This is a genomic window from Aeromonas media (assembly GCF_020423125.1).
In the GTDB taxonomy this organism is placed as follows: domain Bacteria; phylum Pseudomonadota; class Gammaproteobacteria; order Enterobacterales; family Aeromonadaceae; genus Aeromonas; species Aeromonas media.
The window spans coordinates 1,965,352-1,981,032 of the sequence record NZ_CP075564.1 but is presented as its reverse complement, the minus strand read 5'-3'; the positions used below and the strand labels follow the sequence as shown (position 1 = coordinate 1,981,032).

Genomic DNA, 15,681 nt, shown 5'->3' with positions numbered 1-15,681 from the left:
CTTCATTCCAGGGTATCCAGCCCCTGCCTGACCGTTGCAGGCAGGCAGGACTCCCACCCCCAGAGCAGCAACAGCAGCAGGCTGACGTCGTCGAGCCAGCCCACGAAGGGCACCAGATCCGGAATGAGATCCACCGGGCTGATGCCATAGAGGAGGATGAGGATCACCAGCCCCTTGGCCCACCAGGGGGTGTCCGGATGGCGAAAACCGGCATAGAGGCGGCGCAGGCGCCGCCAGATCAACCAACGCTTGCCACTCATGACTCGATCAACTCGCCGCGCAACCGCTGGATCTGATCCCGCATGGCCGCGGCCTGTTCGAACTCCAGATCCCGGGCATGCTGGAACATCTGCTCTTCCATCCGCTTGATCTCTTTGGCGATCTCGCTGGCGGAGCGGGCATGGTACTCCCCTTGCGGCTCGGCCGCCTTGCGACTGCCTCTGCCGGGTTTGCCAGCGGTGCGGCTGCCCCCCATGTCCATCATGTCCCCCACCGACTTGTTGAGGCCCATAGGCGTGATGCCGTGTTCAAGGTTGTGGGCATGCTGCAGGGCACGGCGCCGCTCGGTCTCCTCGATGGCCACCTTCATGGAGTTGGTGATGGTATCGCCGTAGAGGATCACCTTGCCGTTGAGGTTGCGGGCGGCGCGGCCAATGGTCTGGATGAGGGAACGGGTGGAGCGCAGGAAGCCCTCCTTGTCCGCATCCAGAATGGCCACCAGGGAGACCTCCGGCATGTCGAGCCCTTCTCGCAGCAGGTTGATGCCCACCAGCACGTCGAATTTGCCGAGGCGCAGATCACGGATGATCTCCACCCGCTCCACTGTGTCGATGTCCGAATGCAGGTAACGCACCCGCACGTCGTGGTCCGCCAGGTATTCGGTCAAGTCTTCCGCCATCCGCTTGGTGAGGGTGGTGACCAGCACCCGCTCCTCCACCGCCACCCGCAGCCGGATCTCGGAGAGCAGATCGTCCACCTGGGTGGTAACGGGCCGCACCTCGATTTCGGGATCCAGCAGGCCGGTGGGACGCACCACCTGCTGCACCACGTCGCCGCCGGACTTCTCCAGCTCGTAAGGGCCGGGGGTCGCCGAGACGAACACCGTCTGGGGCATCAGGGCCTCGAACTCGTCAAACTTCAATGGTCTGTTGTCCAGCGCCGAGGGGAGCCGGAAGCCGTACTCCACCAGGGTCTCCTTGCGGGATCTGTCCCCTTTGAACATGGCGCCTATCTGCGGCACCGTCACGTGGGACTCGTCGATGATGAGCAGGCCATCCCCCGGCAGGTAGTCAAACAGGGTGGGCGGCGGCTCACCGGGGGCACGCCCCGACAGATAGCGGCTGTAGTTCTCGATACCGGAGCAGTACCCCAGCTCCTGCATCATCTCGATGTCGAACTGGGTGCGCTGGCTGATGCGCTGTTCCTCCACCAGCTTGTTGAGGGAGAGCAACTGCTCGCGGCGTCCCTTGAGCTCTTCCTTGATGTGATCGATGGCACCCAGAATGGTCTCGCGCGGCGTGGCGTAGTGGGTCTTGGGGTAGATGGTGTAGCGCACCACGGTCTGCTCGATGGCACCGGTCAGGGGATCGAACTGGGAGAGCCGCTCCACCTCCTCGTCAAACAGCTCCACCCGCAGTGCCAGCTTGTCCGACTCCGCCGGATAGATGTCGATCACCTCCCCCCGCACCCGGAAGGTGCCGCGCTGGAAGGCCATGTCGTTGCGGGTGTATTGCAGCTCGGCGAGGCGGCGCAGTATGTCCCGCTGGTTGATCACATCCCCGACCTTGAGATGCAGCATCATGCTGAGGTAGGCCTGGGGGTCCCCCAGACCATAGATGGCAGATACCGAGGCGACGATCACCACGTCGCGCCGCTCCAGCAGCGCCTTGGTGGCTGACAACCGCATCTGCTCGATGTGATCGTTGATGGAGGCATCCTTCTCGATGAAGGTGTCGGTGGTCGGCACATAGGCTTCCGGCTGGTAGTAGTCGTAATAGGAGACGAAGTACTCCACCGAGTTCTCGGGGAAGAACTCCTTCATCTCCCCATAGAGCTGGGCGGCCAGGGTCTTGTTGGGAGCCAGTATCATGGTCGGGCGATTCAGGGTGGCGATGACGTTGGCCATGGTGAAGGTCTTGCCCGACCCGGTCACCCCGAGCAGCGTCTGGTGAGCGAGGCCGGACTCGATGCCATCGAGCAGGCGGGCGATGGCCGCAGGCTGATCCCCCGCGGGTTGAAACTGGCTGGCCAGCTTGAAAGGCTTATTCATGACGACTCCCGACAAAAAACGGCAAGAGAGCAGTGTACCCCGAGTTGGCAGGCCTGGGTATCCGCTCTCCTGCCCTGACGGCTATTGACCCCGAAATGCGACCTCTGTATGATGCTCCTCCTTGCCAGATGTTCCCCCGTAGTTCAGTCGGTAGAACGGCGGACTGTTAATCCGTATGTCACTGGTTCGAGTCCAGTCGGGGGAGCCAATTCCTCACCATCTCGGTGCAAGTTATCCACTTTAGTGCTTTCCTCTGCCAATTTTAATGCACAAGCCGTCCCTCGCGGCGCACTCCCCCTTTGATCCCCGGTTCCTGACCAGCAGCGTTTTGTTCTGCTGCGTATAACTATTTGATTTTTATAGAAACATTTTTTTGCCGGTATTTTTTGAACAGCGCTTGCACCCCAGTATTGGTGCGGCTTGCAGGCTGATCACCAAGTTTCATGAACAGGGTTATCCACAGTTTCTGTGGGTAAGTGTGCCAAACCCAATGCAGGCCTAGGTTGGCAGCGATTGTCTCCGCTTTGGCAAGGTAAAACTCCTCACCCCCCATTTTCTCCTGTTTTTGCCCTCCCCCCTAAATGGGTCGGGCGGGGGCGAGACATCCTCTTTCTCCCGCTTTTTTTTCGCCATGCCACGTGCCATGGGTCAGCCTCAACCGAACAGAAAAAAGGGTTCTTTTGCATCCCTCTAACCACCCCAGTCAAAAATGCTGAAAATCATGCTCAATTGCCTCCTGCACAGCAGGTAATAAATTGTCCACAGGGCTGTCACGCCCTCCCCCGCCGACAGCAGAAATCACTCATTGACAGCGGGATCAGCAGCGCAAAATAGAGGTATTTTCCCCAAGTCGCCCGCGCATCGCTCCCCGCCCCGGAGAGACCAGCACTTAACTGGCTGTTAATCCGCTTTCGCGCTTCTTTCTTGGTGAGGGATCCGGCACAATATCGGCCCCACTTTTTTCCTCGGTTTTTCCGGGCATGACCATAGATTTCGTGACACTGCTACATCAAAGCGACTCCCTGCTGCTGTTCGTGGTGCTGGCCTTCGGCCTGCTGCTGGGCAAGGTGCGCATCGGCAACTTCCAGATTGGCAACACCATAGGGGTGCTGTTCACCGCCCTGCTGTTTGGCCAGATGGGGTTCCAGTTCTCCACCTCCACCGAGAACGTCGGCTTCATGCTGTTCATTTTCTGTGTGGGGATCGAGGCGGGCCCTCACTTCTTCAGCGTCTTCCTGCGCGACGGCATCCACTACATCACCCTGACCCTGGTGATCCTGCTGACCGCCTTGCTGCTGACAGTGGGACTGGCCAAGTTCTTCAACCTGGGACCCGGCATGGCGGCGGGGATACTGGCGGGATCGCTGACCTCGACCCCGGCACTGGTGGGGGCCCAGGATGCCCTGCGCAGCGGCCTGCTCAACCTGCCCCACGGCACCGACATGCAACCCGTGCTCGACAACATGGGGATAGGCTACGCCCTGACCTACCTGGTGGGCCTGGTGGGGTTGATGCTGGTGGTGCGCTATCTCCCCTCAATGGCGCGGCTCGATCTCAATACAGAGGCGCAAAAGATAGCCCGCGAGCGGGGGCTCTCCGACAGCGAGAGCCGCAAGACCTATCTGCCCATCATTCGCGCCTATCGCGTCGGCCCGGAACTCGCCGCCTGGATCGGCGGTCGCACCCTGCGCGAAACCGGCATCTACCCCCACACCGGTTGTTACGTGGAGCGGATCCGCCGCAACGGCATTCTGGCGAGCCCGGACGGCGACGCCGTCATCCAGGAGGGGGACGAGATCGCCCTGGTCGGCTATCCGGAGAGCCACGAGAAGCTCGACGTCAACTACCGCAACGGCAAGGAGGTGTTTGACCGCAACCTGCTGGATCTGCAGATCGTCACCGAAGAGATAGTGGTGAAGAACGACGCAGTGGTGGGCCGCCATCTGGTGGAGCTCAACCTGACCGAGAAGGGCTGCTTCCTCAACCGAGTGGTGCGCTCCCAGATCGAGATGCCGTTCGATCGCAACATCATGCTGCAAAAAGGCGACGTGCTGCAGATCAGCGGCGAGAAGCAGAGAGTCAAGCTGCTGGCCAACAAGATCGGCTTCATCAGCATCCACAGTCAGACCACAGATTTGGTGGCCTTCACCACCTTCTTCGTGCTGGGTCTGCTCATCGGCTCCGTCTCCCTGGTGTTCGGCCAGATAGAGTTCGGCCTCGGCAACGCCGTCGGCCTCTTGCTGGCAGGGATACTGATGGGTTACCTGAGGGCCAACCACCCCACCGTCGGCTATGTGCCGCCGGGCGCGCTGCGCCTGGCCAAGGATCTCGGCCTCGCCGTCTTCATGGTGAGCACGGGCCTCAAAGCCGGTGGCGGCATCCTCGACCACCTGAGCGAGGTGGGGATGGTGGTGCTCTTCTCCGGCATGCTGGTGACCACCTTGCCGGTGCTGGTGGGCTATCTGTTCGGGGTCTGGGTACTGAAGATGAACCCGGCCCTGCTGCTCGGGGCCATCACGGGTGCCCGTACCTGCGCCCCGGCGATGGATGTGGTCAACGAGGCCGCCAACAGCTCGATTCCGGCGCTCGGCTACGCCGGCACCTATGCGGTGGCCAACGTGATGCTGACTCTGGCAGGCTCCTTCATCATCGGCTTCTGGTTCTAGCCACTCATAATACCGATGCAATCCGCACAGAGGGAGCCCGAGGGCTCCCTCTTCCATTACAGGGCTGACCGTCCTTTCACCCTCAAATGACACGTGCCTCTGGATAGTAACAATCGTGCTATCGGCTGGCCCCGTTGAAACTCAAAGAGCTAAAGCGTCCCTTGCGCCCCACTTACACTCAGTAAAACGAGTGAGGTGAACATCATGAAACGCTTATGGATTGTCATGGTCTGGGTGCTTTGTTCTCTGGCACCGGTCTGGAGCGCCGAGCCAGAGAAAAAGGCCGCCGTCGAGGAAGAAGAGGAGCGCAGCGCCCTGGCTTTTGACAGCGCGGAGCTCGCCAAACCCATGCTGGGGGATTTCGACGCCATGCTGGAGAGGCGCACCATTCGGGTGCTGACCACCTACAACAAGACCGGTTACTTCATCCACAAGGGGGTGCAGCGGGGCGTCACCTATGATGCCTTCATCCAGGTGGAGAAACGCCTCAACGAGTCGTTGCGCAAGGACAAGGCCATCAAGCGCCACCTCAAGGTTCATATCGTCTTCATTCCCGTGGCCCGTGAAGCCCTGCTGGCCTCCCTCATCGAAGGCAAGGGCGATATCGCCGCTGCCAACCTCACCATCACGGACAAGCGCAAGCAACAGGGGGTGGAGTTCACCGATCCTTTGCTTGAAAACGTACGCGAACTGCTGATCTCCGGCCCCCACTCTCCCAAGGTGGAGAGCGCCGCCGATCTGGGGGGCAAAACCATCTTCGTACGACCCTCTTCCAGCTATTTCGAGAGCCTGATGGCCTATAACCAGGCTCGCAAGGAGGCGGGAGAGCCCCTCATCGACATCCAGCCTGCCTCCGAGGTGCTGGAAGATGAAGATCTGGTAGAGATGGTCAATGCCGGTCTGCTGCCCTTCATCGTCATGGATGAACACAAGGCCCGCTTCTGGCAGAAGATCTTCCCCAAGATAACCATCCATGAGACCCCGGTGTTCCGGGAAGGGGGCGTCATCGCCTGGGCAGTGCGCAAGGAGAGTCCCAAGCTGCTCGCCATGCTCAATCAGCAGATCAAGGCGATACGGGGCAAGGCAACGGGGGAAGAGATCCTGGCCCGCTATCTCAAGCAGAACAAGTTCGTCAAGAGCGCTGCCGCCGCCGCCGAACGCAAGAAGTTCCTGCAGGTAGTGGAGCTGTTTCGCGAGTATGGCGACCGCTATGACGTGGACTGGCTGTTGATGGCGGCTCAGGGTTATCAGGAGTCGGCCCTGAACCAGAAGGCGCGCAGTCATGTCGGCGCCATCGGCATCATGCAGATCATGCCCGCCACCGGCAAGGGGCTGAAGGTGGGCGACATTCGCCAACTCGAGCCCAACATCCACGGGGGCGCCAAATACATGCGCTGGATGATCGATCACTATTATGCCGACGAACCCATGACCGCCCTCGACAAGGCCCTCTTCTCCTTCGCGTCCTACAACGCCGGCCCCGCCCGGGTCGCCAGGCTGAGAGCCGAGACCAAGAAACGGGGCATGGATCCCAACGTCTGGTTCCACAATGTCGAATACGTGGCGGCGGAGAAAATTGGCCCCGAGACAGTCACCTATGTGGGCAATATCTACAAGTACTACATCGCCTACAAGCTGGTGATGGAACAGATGCAACTGAGACAGAAGGCCAGCGAGGCCCTCCAGCAGCAAGAGAAGGTCTCGGCGGCAAAGAAATCATAAGCGACTCAAGCCAGAACCAACCACGGGCGGGGCCCCTCTCTTCACCAGAGGCGAGCCCCGTTTCTAGTTCAGCACCCCTCCCTCTTGGCGGCGGGTTCCCTCTTTCCCCATGACCGCAATGAACAGAATGGGCACAACAGCCTTAATAGCCATTACGGCCAGATTGTTTTCCAACCACACACCATTCATTAACCTCTTTGCAACAATCACAAGGAGAACATCATGTTGCAAGGAACCTTCAAGCACACTCTGCTCTGCTGCCTGCTGGGCGCCAGCCTCGGCGTCCAGGCCAAGATAGACGAAGTCCACTTCCTGATCCCGGGTGGCGCCGGCGGCGGCTGGGACAACACGGCCCGTGGCACCGGTGAGGCACTGACCAAGTCCGGCCTCATCACCACCGCCTCCTACCAGAACATCTCGGCCGGTGGCGGTGCCAAGGCCATCGCCCATCTGATCGAAACCTCGGCCCAGTCCGACGAGACCCTGATGGTCAACTCCACCCCCATCATCGTCAAATCCCTCTCCAAGGAACTGCCGCAATCCTTCCGGGATCTCACCCCGGTGGCCGCCATGACCTTCAAGAATGCGGGGGCCGATGCTGGCAAGCTACGCTACGTGGCCTATGACGCCGGCGGCAGCGCCATGGCGGCGGTACTGGCGGGGGAAACCCAGGTGCTCTCCACCGGCTTTGGCGAGGCGATGGAGGCGGTCAAGTCCGGTCAGATGCGGATCCTCGGCGTCACCGCCCCCGAGCGCATGCCGGATGCCAGCCAGGTACCCACCTTCTCCGAGCAGGGCAACCCCACCGTGTTTGCCAACTGGCGCGGCTACTTCGCCTCCCCCGGCATCAGCCCGGAGAAATCCGCCGAGTTCGCCGCCCTGCTCAAGCAGATGTACGACAAACCGGAGTGGGAAGCGGTGCGGGCGCGCAATAGCTGGATCAACCAGTATCAATCCGGCCCCGAGTTCACGGCTTTTCTCAACAGCCAGGAGCAACAAATTGGCGGCCTGATGCGCGAGCTCGGCTTCATCAAGTAACCCTCAGCCTGTGGCGGGTTCGGCCCGCTCATCGGAGTCATCATGCGACTGACCAAGGAACGGTTCGGGGGGCTGCTGTTTTTGCTGCTCTCCCTCGCCTACGGCTATCACGCCACCCAGATCCCTGGCTACCCGGGGGACGAATATGAACCCTTTACCGCCAGCACCCTGCCCTATGCCCTGGCCGGAGCCGGGGTCCTGCTCTCCCTGTTGCTGATCTGCTCACCGGGGGGAGAACCACTGGGCAAGGAGTCCGGCAACTGGCGGCTGGTATTCGCCCTGTTGGGGCTGATGCTGGTCTACGGCCTCGCCCTCGGCTGGCTCGGCTTCCTCGTCGCCACCATCTTGTTCCTCATCGGCGGCATCCTGCTGATGGGCGAACAGAGCCTCGCCTTTGCCTGCAAGGTGAGCATCCCTTTAACCCTCATTTTCTGGGCCCTGCTCACCAAGGGGCTCAATGTCTACCTCGAGCCGGGTCGGCTGTTCACCCAGTTGCTGGGATAAGGAGAACCCATGTTAGACGGAATCCTGCAAGGGCTCGGCACCGCCATGATGCCCATCAACCTCTTCATGGTGGTGGTCGGCTGCTTCGTCGGCACCTTCATCGGCATGCTGCCAGGGCTGGGGCCGGTCACCGCCATCGCCCTGATGATCCCCATCACCTACGGGCTGGATCCGGCCTCCGGCATCATCCTGATGGCCGGGGTCTATTACGGCTCCATGTTCGGCGGCTCCACCGCCTCCATCCTGATCAACACCCCGGGCTGCTCCGCCAGCATGATCACCGCCATCGACGGCTATCCGCTGGCCTGCAAGGGGTATGCAGGCAAGGCACTGGCCATCGCCGCCTACGCCTCCTTCGTCGGTGGCACCCTGTCGGCCATCTTCCTGATGGTGGCGGCGCCGCTGCTCGCCAAAGTCTCCCTCGCCTTCCAGTCGGCGGACTACTTCGCCCTCATGGTGCTCGGGCTCTCCGCAGTGGCGGCCTTCGCCGGCAAGGGGCAGGTGCTCAAGGCACTGATCATGGCGCTGTTTGGCATCATGATCTCCACCGTCGGTATCGACCGCAGCGTCGGGGTAGACAGATTCACCTTCGGCCTGCCGGACTTGCGCGATGGCTTCTCCTTCCTGCTGCTGGCCATGGCCACCTTCGCCCTCGCGGAGATCCTGATGACGGTGCTGCGCCCGGGCAAGGACACCAGCAAGGAGGAGGCGAGCAAGATGCAGCAGCTCGGCTCCCTCAAGCTGAGCCGGGACGAGGTCAAAGAGATAGCGCCCCCCATCGCCCGCTCCTCGGTGCTGGGGTTCCTCATCGGCGTGCTGCCAGGGGCTGGCGCCACCATCGCCTCCTTCATGGCCTATGGGGCCGAGCGCAACTTCGCCCGCAAGGGCAAGCGGGACGAGTTTGGCAAGGGCAGCCTGACCGGCATAGCCGCGCCGGAAGCGGCCAACAACGCCGCCTCCAGCGGGGCCTTCGTGCCGTTGCTGACCCTGGGGATCCCGGGCTCAGGCACCACGGCCCTGATGCTGGGGGCCCTCATCGCCTACGGCATCCAGCCTGGTCCGCGCCTCTTCATGGAGCACCCGGATGTGTTCTGGTCGGTGATCATCTCCATGTATCTGGGCAACGTGGTGCTCTTGATCCTCAACCTGCCGCTCATTCCCTACCTGGCCAAGGTACTGCAGGTGCCACGCCCCGTGCTAATCCCCATGGTGCTGCTGTTTTCGCTCATCGGGGTCTATCTGGTCTCCTTCAACACCATGGACATCTATGTGATGGTGCTGGTGGCCCTGGTGGCCATAGGGCTGCGCCTGCTGGACTTCCCCATGGCCCCCATGCTGCTCGGCTTCATCCTGGGGGGCATGCTGGAGGACAACCTGCGCCGGGCCCTGGTGATCAACGACGGCTCCCTGAGCTTCCTGTGGGAGCGCCCCATCACCCTAGGCTTCACCCTGGTCACCCTGGTGATGCTGTTGCTGCCGCTCTGGCAGTGGTGGCAGGCCCGTCGCACGCCGGTGGCGACCCTGCAATCCGACCCGACCTGATCCGAGACATTACAAAAAGAGCGCCAAAAGGCGCTCTTTTTTTGGGTTGGAACCGGCCACTCATCGCTGGCGGTAGCGCCGCTCCGGCCGCCCGACGGTGCCGTATTCGAGCTCGGGGCTCGCAAGCTGCTGGCCCACCAGAAACTCCAGGTAGCGGCGCGCCGTGGTGCGACTCACCCCGACTCGGCTGCCTATCTCCTCGGCGCTGGCCCCCTGCAGGTTCAGGGCCGCCAGCACCCTTTGCAGGGTGAGGGCGTCTATTCCCTTGGGCAGGCCGCCCGCCGCCACCTGTTGCAGCGGGGTGCCAAAGAGCGCATCCACCGCCTGCTGATCGATGTCCGCCAGCGCCGCCAGGGCGGCGCGGCTCTGGCAGTATTTGTCGAGGGTGTCGCGCAGTCGCTCGAACACCACGGGTTTGAGGATGAAATCCACCACCCCGAGGCGCATCGCCTCCTGCAGGGCTGCGGCCTCACGGGCGGCGGTGAGCAGGATGACGTCGAGATGGGCCCCGCACTGGCGCAGCTCCCGCAGCAGGGAGAAACCCTCCCCGTCCGGCAGCCACACGTCCAGCAGCACCAGATCCGGCTTGAGGATGGCTATCTGCTCTCTCGCATCGAACAGGGTGAGCGCCACCCCCAGCACCTCGAACCCCGCCAGCCGCTGCACGAAGCGCCGGTGGATCTCGGCAATGGCCGGATCATCCTCGACGATCAGGATCTTGATCACTCACACCTCCTTGGGAATGTAACAGACGACGCAACTCCCCTGCGCCGTGGCTTCGATGGTGATGGTCCCCTGCAGGGCATCCAGGGTCTTGCGCACCAGGGCGAGGCCTATGCCGTGGCCGGGTTCGGCCTTGCTGCTCACCCCGCGCTCGAACAAGGTGTCCGCCAAAGCGGGATCCACCCCACCGGCCCCGTCCTCCACCTCCAGGATGAGATCCTGGCCGAGATCGCTCAAAGAGACCCGGATCGGCTGATAGGGGGCGCCATGGCGGCGGGTCGCCTCGAAGGCGTTGTCGATGAGGTTGCCAAGCAGGGTCACCAGCTGGGAGCCGCTGACCCGGGCGGGGATGTCGTGCAGGCGGGAATTCGGGTCCACCTCCAGCACCAGTCCTAGCTCGTTGGCCCTGTGGTACTTGCCAAGCAGCAGGCCCGCCACCTTGGGCTTGGCGATGGCTCCCATCAAAAAGCTCAGCAGGGTCTGCTCGGTGGCCGCCTCCCGGCCGATGAAGGCGAGCGCCTCCCGGGTGGCCCCCAGCTCGATGAGACCGGCGATGGTGCCAAGCTGGTTGTTGTGTTCGTGGGTCTGCACCCGCAGCAGATCGCTGTAGGCCTGCACCTGGGAGAGCTGGGCACTGAGCTCGGCCAGCTCGTCCTTGCGCCGAAAGCTCGACACGGCGCCGATCAGCTTGCCCTCGCGCACCAGCGGCAACCGGTTGACGATGAGAGACTGGCCGTTGAGCACTATCTCCTCGTCAAACTGGGGGCTCTGCTCTTGCAAGATGGAGAGCATGCGGCTGCCCGGCAGCAGTTGACCGACGGGCTGGCCGATGGCGGCCTGCGCGGCCCGCTCATCGAGGCGCAGCAGCCGGATGCCGTTGGGATTGAGGGAGGTGAGCCTGCCCTGCTCGTCTATGGTGAGTATCCCCTCGCGCACGGTGCGCAGGGTGCAGTCGAGCTCCGCATAGAGGCGCCCTATCTGTTCGGGCTCAAACCCCAGCAGGGCCCGCTTGTAGCGCTTGGCCAACCAGGCTGCGGCGGCGCTGTTGAGCAGCACGATGAGCAGGGTCATGGCGAGACCGAAGCGCAGGAAGCCCTGCAGGTCAGCCTCTATGTCCCGCACCAGATAACCGACCGAGACCACACCGATGACCCTGCCCATCTCATCCCGGATGGGCCCCTTGCCGCGCACCGAGACCCCGAGGGAGCCCTGGGCGCGAGAGATGTAGAACTCCCCTTGCAGAGCGCGCCCGGGATCATCCCCCATCATGGGTTTGCCTATCCTGTCCGCATTGGGGTGCACCAGGCGGCGCGCCTCGCCATCGCCGATGACGATATAGCTGGCACCGACCTCGCCCCGCATCCGCTCCACCAGCACGTTGAGCCGCGCGGTATCGGCCCGCTTCACCCCGGCGATGACGCCGGGCTCTCGGGCCACCAGCCGGGCCACGTCGAGGGCCTGATCCCCCACCTCCCGGTAGCGCTGCTCGGAGACGTAGTAGTAGCTGGCCCCGCTCAGCAGCACCAGTTGCAGCAGGCTGACCAGGCAGAGCATGAGCAGGATGCGTCCTTGCAACCCCAGCTTCATGCCTCCCTGTCACCTCGCAACAGGTCGAGCAGCAGGCTGCCGTCCCGCAGGGCCTTGTGCACCTGCACCGAGGTGGGCTTGGTGGGATCTTCGTAAAAATGGGTGGACTCGATCTGCAGGCGTACCAGATATTCCGCCGGCAACTGGCTCGCCAGGGACTGGTGCAGCATGGGGAACAGCAGCCGATCGGCCCGGGTGATCTCCCCCCCCAGCAGCAGCTTGCCCGGGTTGAGCAGGCAGATGAGGTTGGCAAGCACCCGGGAGAGCCGGCCCGCCGCCTGATGCAGTATGTCCTGGCACAGGCTGTTGCCCGCCAGCGCCAGCTCGCACAGCTCGCGGATGTTGACGCTCGCTGGCAGATCGTGCTCCTGCATCCGCTCGCGCAGGTCCCGGTACTGGGCCTCCAGCGCCTGGTTGGTCACCAGGGTGCAGGCGCAACCGAAGCCACCGCAGTAACAGCGCTGGCCATAGGGTTCCAGCTGCAGGTGGCTGAGATCCCCGAGCAGGGCCGACTCGCTCTCGATGAGCTGGCCGTTGACCACCATGCCCACACCAATGTCGTTGTGGACAAACACCAGCACCGCATCGGCGCAGTTCCTGGCGGCGCCCCACTCCCGCTCGGCCTGGATCCAGGTGCGCACATCACCGCTCACCAGCACGGGCACCGCGAAGGCCTGCTGCAGCGTGGGCCCGAGCGGCCAGTTGCGCAGATCATAGAAGGGGAAGTGCTTGACCATGCCGGAGTGGCGCTCCACCTGCCCGGGCAGACAGAGGGCGATACAGGCCAGCCGCAGAGCCTTCTTTGGCAAAAACACCTCGATGGCCCGCACCAGGCTGGCCAGCAGGTCGCCGCGCTCGGTCTCGCTGAACAGATGGCGATGACGCGCCAGGGAGTGACCCGCGAGATCGAACAGGGCCATGTCTACATAGCCGCGGCCAAGACGCATGGAGAGAAACTGGAAGCGGCGCTCGTTGATGCGCAGCAAGGTCTGACGACGGCCACGGCCCACCGAGCTCTCACCACAGGTAACCACCAGACCGCCATCGAGCAGTTCGCGGGTGATCTTGGTGATGCTGGCTGGTGAGAGGCCGGTCAAACGGGACAGATCGGTACGGGACAGTTCCTTGTGCTCTTCCAGGCTGGCGTAGACCAGGCCGTAGTTGAGCTGACGGATCAAATCGATACTGCCTTTCACGATCTCATTCATAGGGTTGGGGCTAACGAAAGGAACGAATGGCGCGATTTTCCCACATTCTGCGCCGATCCCCAAATTTGCCGTCTGGAAATGACGTCCAGACGGCAAAAATGTGACTAGTAACGGAAGCGGGAGACGAGTTGGCGCAATTTGTCACCCGTGCCGGCCAGGGCCCGGGTGGTGGTGTTGGACTCCCCGGCGGCCTCGGTCAGCTCGCTGACGATCTGCTGTATGGCCACCAGGTTCTTGTTGATCTCCTCGGAGACCGCGTGCTGCTCCTCGGCGGCGGTCGCTATCTGGATGTTCATGTCGTTGATGGTGCTGACCGCCGTCACCATGCTGTCGAGGGAGCTGGCGATGTGACTCGCCTCCTGCACCGTCTCCTGGCTGCGCGATTCGCTCGCCTGCATCACCTCCACCGCCTGACGCACGCCACCCTGCAGCCGTTGCAGCATCTCATTGATCTCCTTGGTGCTCTGCTGGGTGCGACCGGCCAGCGAGCGGACCTCGTCCGCCACCACCGCAAAGCCGCGTCCCTGCTCGCCAGCCCGGGCCGCCTCGATGGCGGCATTGAGCGCCAGCAGGTTAGTCTGATCGGCGATACCGCGGATCACCTCCACCACGGACCCTATCTTGCCGGTCTCCTGGGCCAGCTGCTCGATGACACCGGAGGCGGTGTGCACCTCCTCCACCAGGCGGTTGATGCTGCCGATGGCGCTGCCCACCACCTCGCGGGCGGCATCGGATTCCCGCGCCGCGTCGCTGGTGGCCGTAGCCGCGTTGGAGGCGCTGGCCGCCACCTCCTGGGCGGTGGAGCTCATCTCGGTCACGGCGGTGACCACCTGATCCGTCTCCCGGCCATGGCCCTGCATCTGCCGGTCGGCGTGCTCGCTTAAGCTGTGCAGCCTGTCCACGGCCCCCAGCAGCTGATGGCTGGTCTCCCCGACCTGGCTCACCACCGACTGGATCCGCTCCACGAAGCGGTTGAAGGCGCTGGCCAGCTGGCCCACCTCGTCCTCGCTCTGCACCTTGAGGCGCCGGGTCAGGTCCCCCTCCCCGTCGGCGATGTCATTGAGGGCTGCGACCGCATCCGCCAGCGGCCGGGTGACCCGGTTGCCGAGCACCACTGTCACCGCCAGGGTCACCCCCAGGATCACCAGAATGAGCAGTACGCTGCTCTGCAAGGAGCCGTGCATGTTCTCCTCGCGCTCGCTGCGCAGGACCGCCAGCTCGGTGTCGATGTCATCGATGTAGAAGCCGGTCCCCACCACCCACTGGTACTTGTCGAGCACCAGGTTGAAGGAGAGCTTGGGCGCATCCCGCCCGATGGAGGGCTTGTTGGTCCAGTACTCCGAGTAGCCATCCCCCTCGCGGGCCGCCTTGACGATCTCCTGAATGAGTAAGGTGCCCTTGGTATCCTTGTCCTGCCAGCGGTTCTTGCCCTCCACCTCGGGGCGAGTGGGCAGCAGCAGGGTATTGCCCTGGAAGTCGTAGACGAAGAAGTAACCGTCACTGCCATAACGCAAGGGGCGCAGCAGCTCCTTCACCCGGGCACGCGCCTCCGGGCTGTCCGGCGCAGCATACTCTTTCTCGATGGCGGTCTTGGCGAGCATCAGGTAGCTGCTGAGCAGGGCCTTGCGCTCCTTGACCGCCTTGTCCCTCGCCACCACCAGCTCGGACTCCAGATCGCTCCTGGCCACCAGGTAGTTGCTGAGGTTGACCACCAGGGCCATCAGCAGCACGGGGATAGCCCCCAGTAACAGGATCTTCTGCTTTAGTGTCATTGTGTAATCCTTTCTGCTGTTTATTCTTGATGTTCCGTTCCTGCTGCATCGGCATGGGATGCTGGCCGAGGGGGGGCCGCTTTCGCTACAATCTCGCCACCTTCTATTATCGACCCGATGAACTGACCCATGAGCCAATGTCCTTGCGGTTCCTCTCTTTCCCTCGCCCAATGCTGCGGCGCGCTTCACGCCGGCCAGGCCGCCACTACCACTGAGCAGCTGATGCGCTCCCGCTACAGCGCCTTCGTGCTGGGCTTGGGAGAGTACCTGGTCCACAGCTGGCACCCGGACTATCTGGGCCCTCTGACCGCAGAGGCGCTCTCCCAGACCGATACCAACTGGGACGGTCTCGAGATCATCGCCGCCCAGGGTGGCCCTACGGATGAAGCTGGCATGGTGGAATTCAAGGCCTGGTTTGTGGAGGGGGATGAGCGCCACTGCCTGCATGAGCGCTCCCGCTTCGTGCGCCACCAGGGGCGCTGGGTCTACACCGACGGCGAGCAGGATCCGGCGCCGCTGCGGGTCGGTCGCAACGACCCCTGTCCCTGTGGCAGCGGCAAGAAGTTCAAGAAGTGCTGCGGCTGAGCGCCGTAACTCGTGTCGACAGAGGGGGCCCGGTGGCCCCCTCTACTGTTGCTGGAGTGTGACAA

Annotated in this window: 12 protein-coding genes and 1 tRNA gene; 7 read left to right on the top strand and 6 right to left on the bottom strand. The window is 63.0% G+C overall.

Annotated features, from left to right (window positions below):
- Positions 1-2 precede the first annotated feature (2 nt).
- The gene (locus KI797_RS09100) at positions 3-260 is read right to left on the bottom strand and encodes a YkvA family protein (RefSeq protein WP_041205657.1); all 258 of its coding nucleotides are present in this window, start codon (positions 258-260) and stop codon (positions 3-5) included.
- Positions 257-2,269 carry an excinuclease ABC subunit UvrB gene (gene uvrB, locus KI797_RS09095; RefSeq protein ID WP_171273767.1) on the bottom strand — a complete coding sequence of 671 codons (2,013 nt, stop codon included), beginning with the start codon at positions 2,267-2,269 and terminating at the stop codon, positions 257-259. Before uvrB ends, KI797_RS09100 begins: the two co-directional genes overlap by 4 nt.
- A gap of 132 nt (positions 2,270-2,401) precedes the next feature.
- Between uvrB and KI797_RS09090 the strand changes: the two genes are divergently transcribed.
- The 6 genes from KI797_RS09090 (at position 2,402) to KI797_RS09065 (ending at position 9,741) form a co-directional block, all read left to right on the top strand.
- A tRNA-Asn gene (locus KI797_RS09090) sits at positions 2,402-2,477 on the top strand.
- Positions 2,478-3,249: 772 nt separating this feature from the next.
- Positions 3,250-4,935, top strand: coding sequence for an aspartate:alanine antiporter (locus tag KI797_RS09085; protein WP_005327876.1), 1,686 nt, complete (start codon positions 3,250-3,252; stop codon positions 4,933-4,935).
- Between the two features lie 204 nt (positions 4,936-5,139).
- Positions 5,140-6,657, top strand: a complete 1,518-nt coding sequence (locus tag KI797_RS09080) for an MltF family protein (protein ID WP_226172672.1) — start codon at positions 5,140-5,142, stop codon at positions 6,655-6,657.
- A 222-nt stretch (positions 6,658-6,879) separates the two neighbouring features.
- Positions 6,880-7,695 (top strand): tripartite tricarboxylate transporter substrate-binding protein, encoded by an 816-nt coding sequence (locus KI797_RS09075; protein ID WP_226172670.1) that lies wholly within the window; start codon positions 6,880-6,882, stop codon positions 7,693-7,695.
- A 42-nt stretch (positions 7,696-7,737) separates the two neighbouring features.
- The gene (locus KI797_RS09070) at positions 7,738-8,199 is read left to right on the top strand and encodes a tripartite tricarboxylate transporter TctB family protein (RefSeq protein WP_226172668.1); all 462 of its coding nucleotides are present in this window, start codon (positions 7,738-7,740) and stop codon (positions 8,197-8,199) included.
- A gap of 9 nt (positions 8,200-8,208) precedes the next feature.
- Entirely contained in the window at positions 8,209-9,741 is a 1,533-nt protein-coding gene (locus KI797_RS09065) for a tripartite tricarboxylate transporter permease (RefSeq protein WP_043129833.1), read from the top strand.
- Positions 9,742-9,801: 60 nt separating this feature from the next.
- Here the strand turns inward: KI797_RS09065 and KI797_RS09060 are convergent, their stop codons facing one another.
- From KI797_RS09060 to KI797_RS09045, 4 genes are all read right to left on the bottom strand, one after another.
- Complete coding sequence (locus KI797_RS09060; protein ID WP_226172666.1) at positions 9,802-10,467, bottom strand: response regulator; 666 nt, start codon at positions 10,465-10,467, stop codon at positions 9,802-9,804.
- Positions 10,468-12,051 (bottom strand): ATP-binding protein, encoded by a 1,584-nt coding sequence (locus KI797_RS09055; protein ID WP_226172664.1) that lies wholly within the window; start codon positions 12,049-12,051, stop codon positions 10,468-10,470.
- A complete protein-coding gene (locus KI797_RS09050; RefSeq protein WP_182788727.1) occupies positions 12,048-13,259 on the bottom strand; it encodes an ROK family protein in 1,212 nt (403 codons plus the stop codon). Before KI797_RS09050 ends, KI797_RS09055 begins: the two co-directional genes overlap by 4 nt.
- 104 nt (positions 13,260-13,363) lie before the next feature.
- Positions 13,364-15,031 (bottom strand): methyl-accepting chemotaxis protein, encoded by a 1,668-nt coding sequence (locus tag KI797_RS09045; RefSeq protein WP_226172662.1) that lies wholly within the window; start codon positions 15,029-15,031, stop codon positions 13,364-13,366.
- Between the two features lie 129 nt (positions 15,032-15,160).
- On the opposite strand from KI797_RS09045, the gene KI797_RS09040 reads away from it, so the two are divergent.
- Positions 15,161-15,616, top strand: a complete 456-nt coding sequence (locus KI797_RS09040; protein WP_082030109.1) for a YchJ family protein — start codon at positions 15,161-15,163, stop codon at positions 15,614-15,616.
- Positions 15,617-15,681 lie beyond the last annotated feature (65 nt).

Excerpts from the sequence above, each read along its gene's own strand:
- KI797_RS09100 (WP_041205657.1), bottom strand. The coding sequence starts at position 260 with ATGAGTGGCAAGCGTTGGTTGATCTGGCGGCGCCTGCGCCGCCTCTAT.
- uvrB (WP_171273767.1), bottom strand. The coding sequence starts at position 2,269 with ATGAATAAGCCTTTCAAGCTGGCCAGCCAGTTTCAACCCGCGGGGGAT.
- KI797_RS09085 (WP_005327876.1), top strand. The coding sequence starts at position 3,250 with ATGACCATAGATTTCGTGACACTGCTACATCAAAGCGACTCCCTGCTG.
- KI797_RS09080 (WP_226172672.1), top strand. The coding sequence starts at position 5,140 with ATGAAACGCTTATGGATTGTCATGGTCTGGGTGCTTTGTTCTCTGGCA.
- KI797_RS09075 (WP_226172670.1), top strand. The coding sequence starts at position 6,880 with ATGTTGCAAGGAACCTTCAAGCACACTCTGCTCTGCTGCCTGCTGGGC.
- KI797_RS09070 (WP_226172668.1), top strand. The coding sequence starts at position 7,738 with ATGCGACTGACCAAGGAACGGTTCGGGGGGCTGCTGTTTTTGCTGCTC.
- KI797_RS09065 (WP_043129833.1), top strand. The coding sequence starts at position 8,209 with ATGTTAGACGGAATCCTGCAAGGGCTCGGCACCGCCATGATGCCCATC.
- KI797_RS09055 (WP_226172664.1), bottom strand. The coding sequence starts at position 12,051 with ATGAAGCTGGGGTTGCAAGGACGCATCCTGCTCATGCTCTGCCTGGTC.
- KI797_RS09050 (WP_182788727.1), bottom strand. The coding sequence starts at position 13,259 with ATGAATGAGATCGTGAAAGGCAGTATCGATTTGATCCGTCAGCTCAAC.
- KI797_RS09045 (WP_226172662.1), bottom strand. The coding sequence starts at position 15,031 with ATGACACTAAAGCAGAAGATCCTGTTACTGGGGGCTATCCCCGTGCTG.
- KI797_RS09040 (WP_082030109.1), top strand. The coding sequence starts at position 15,161 with ATGAGCCAATGTCCTTGCGGTTCCTCTCTTTCCCTCGCCCAATGCTGC.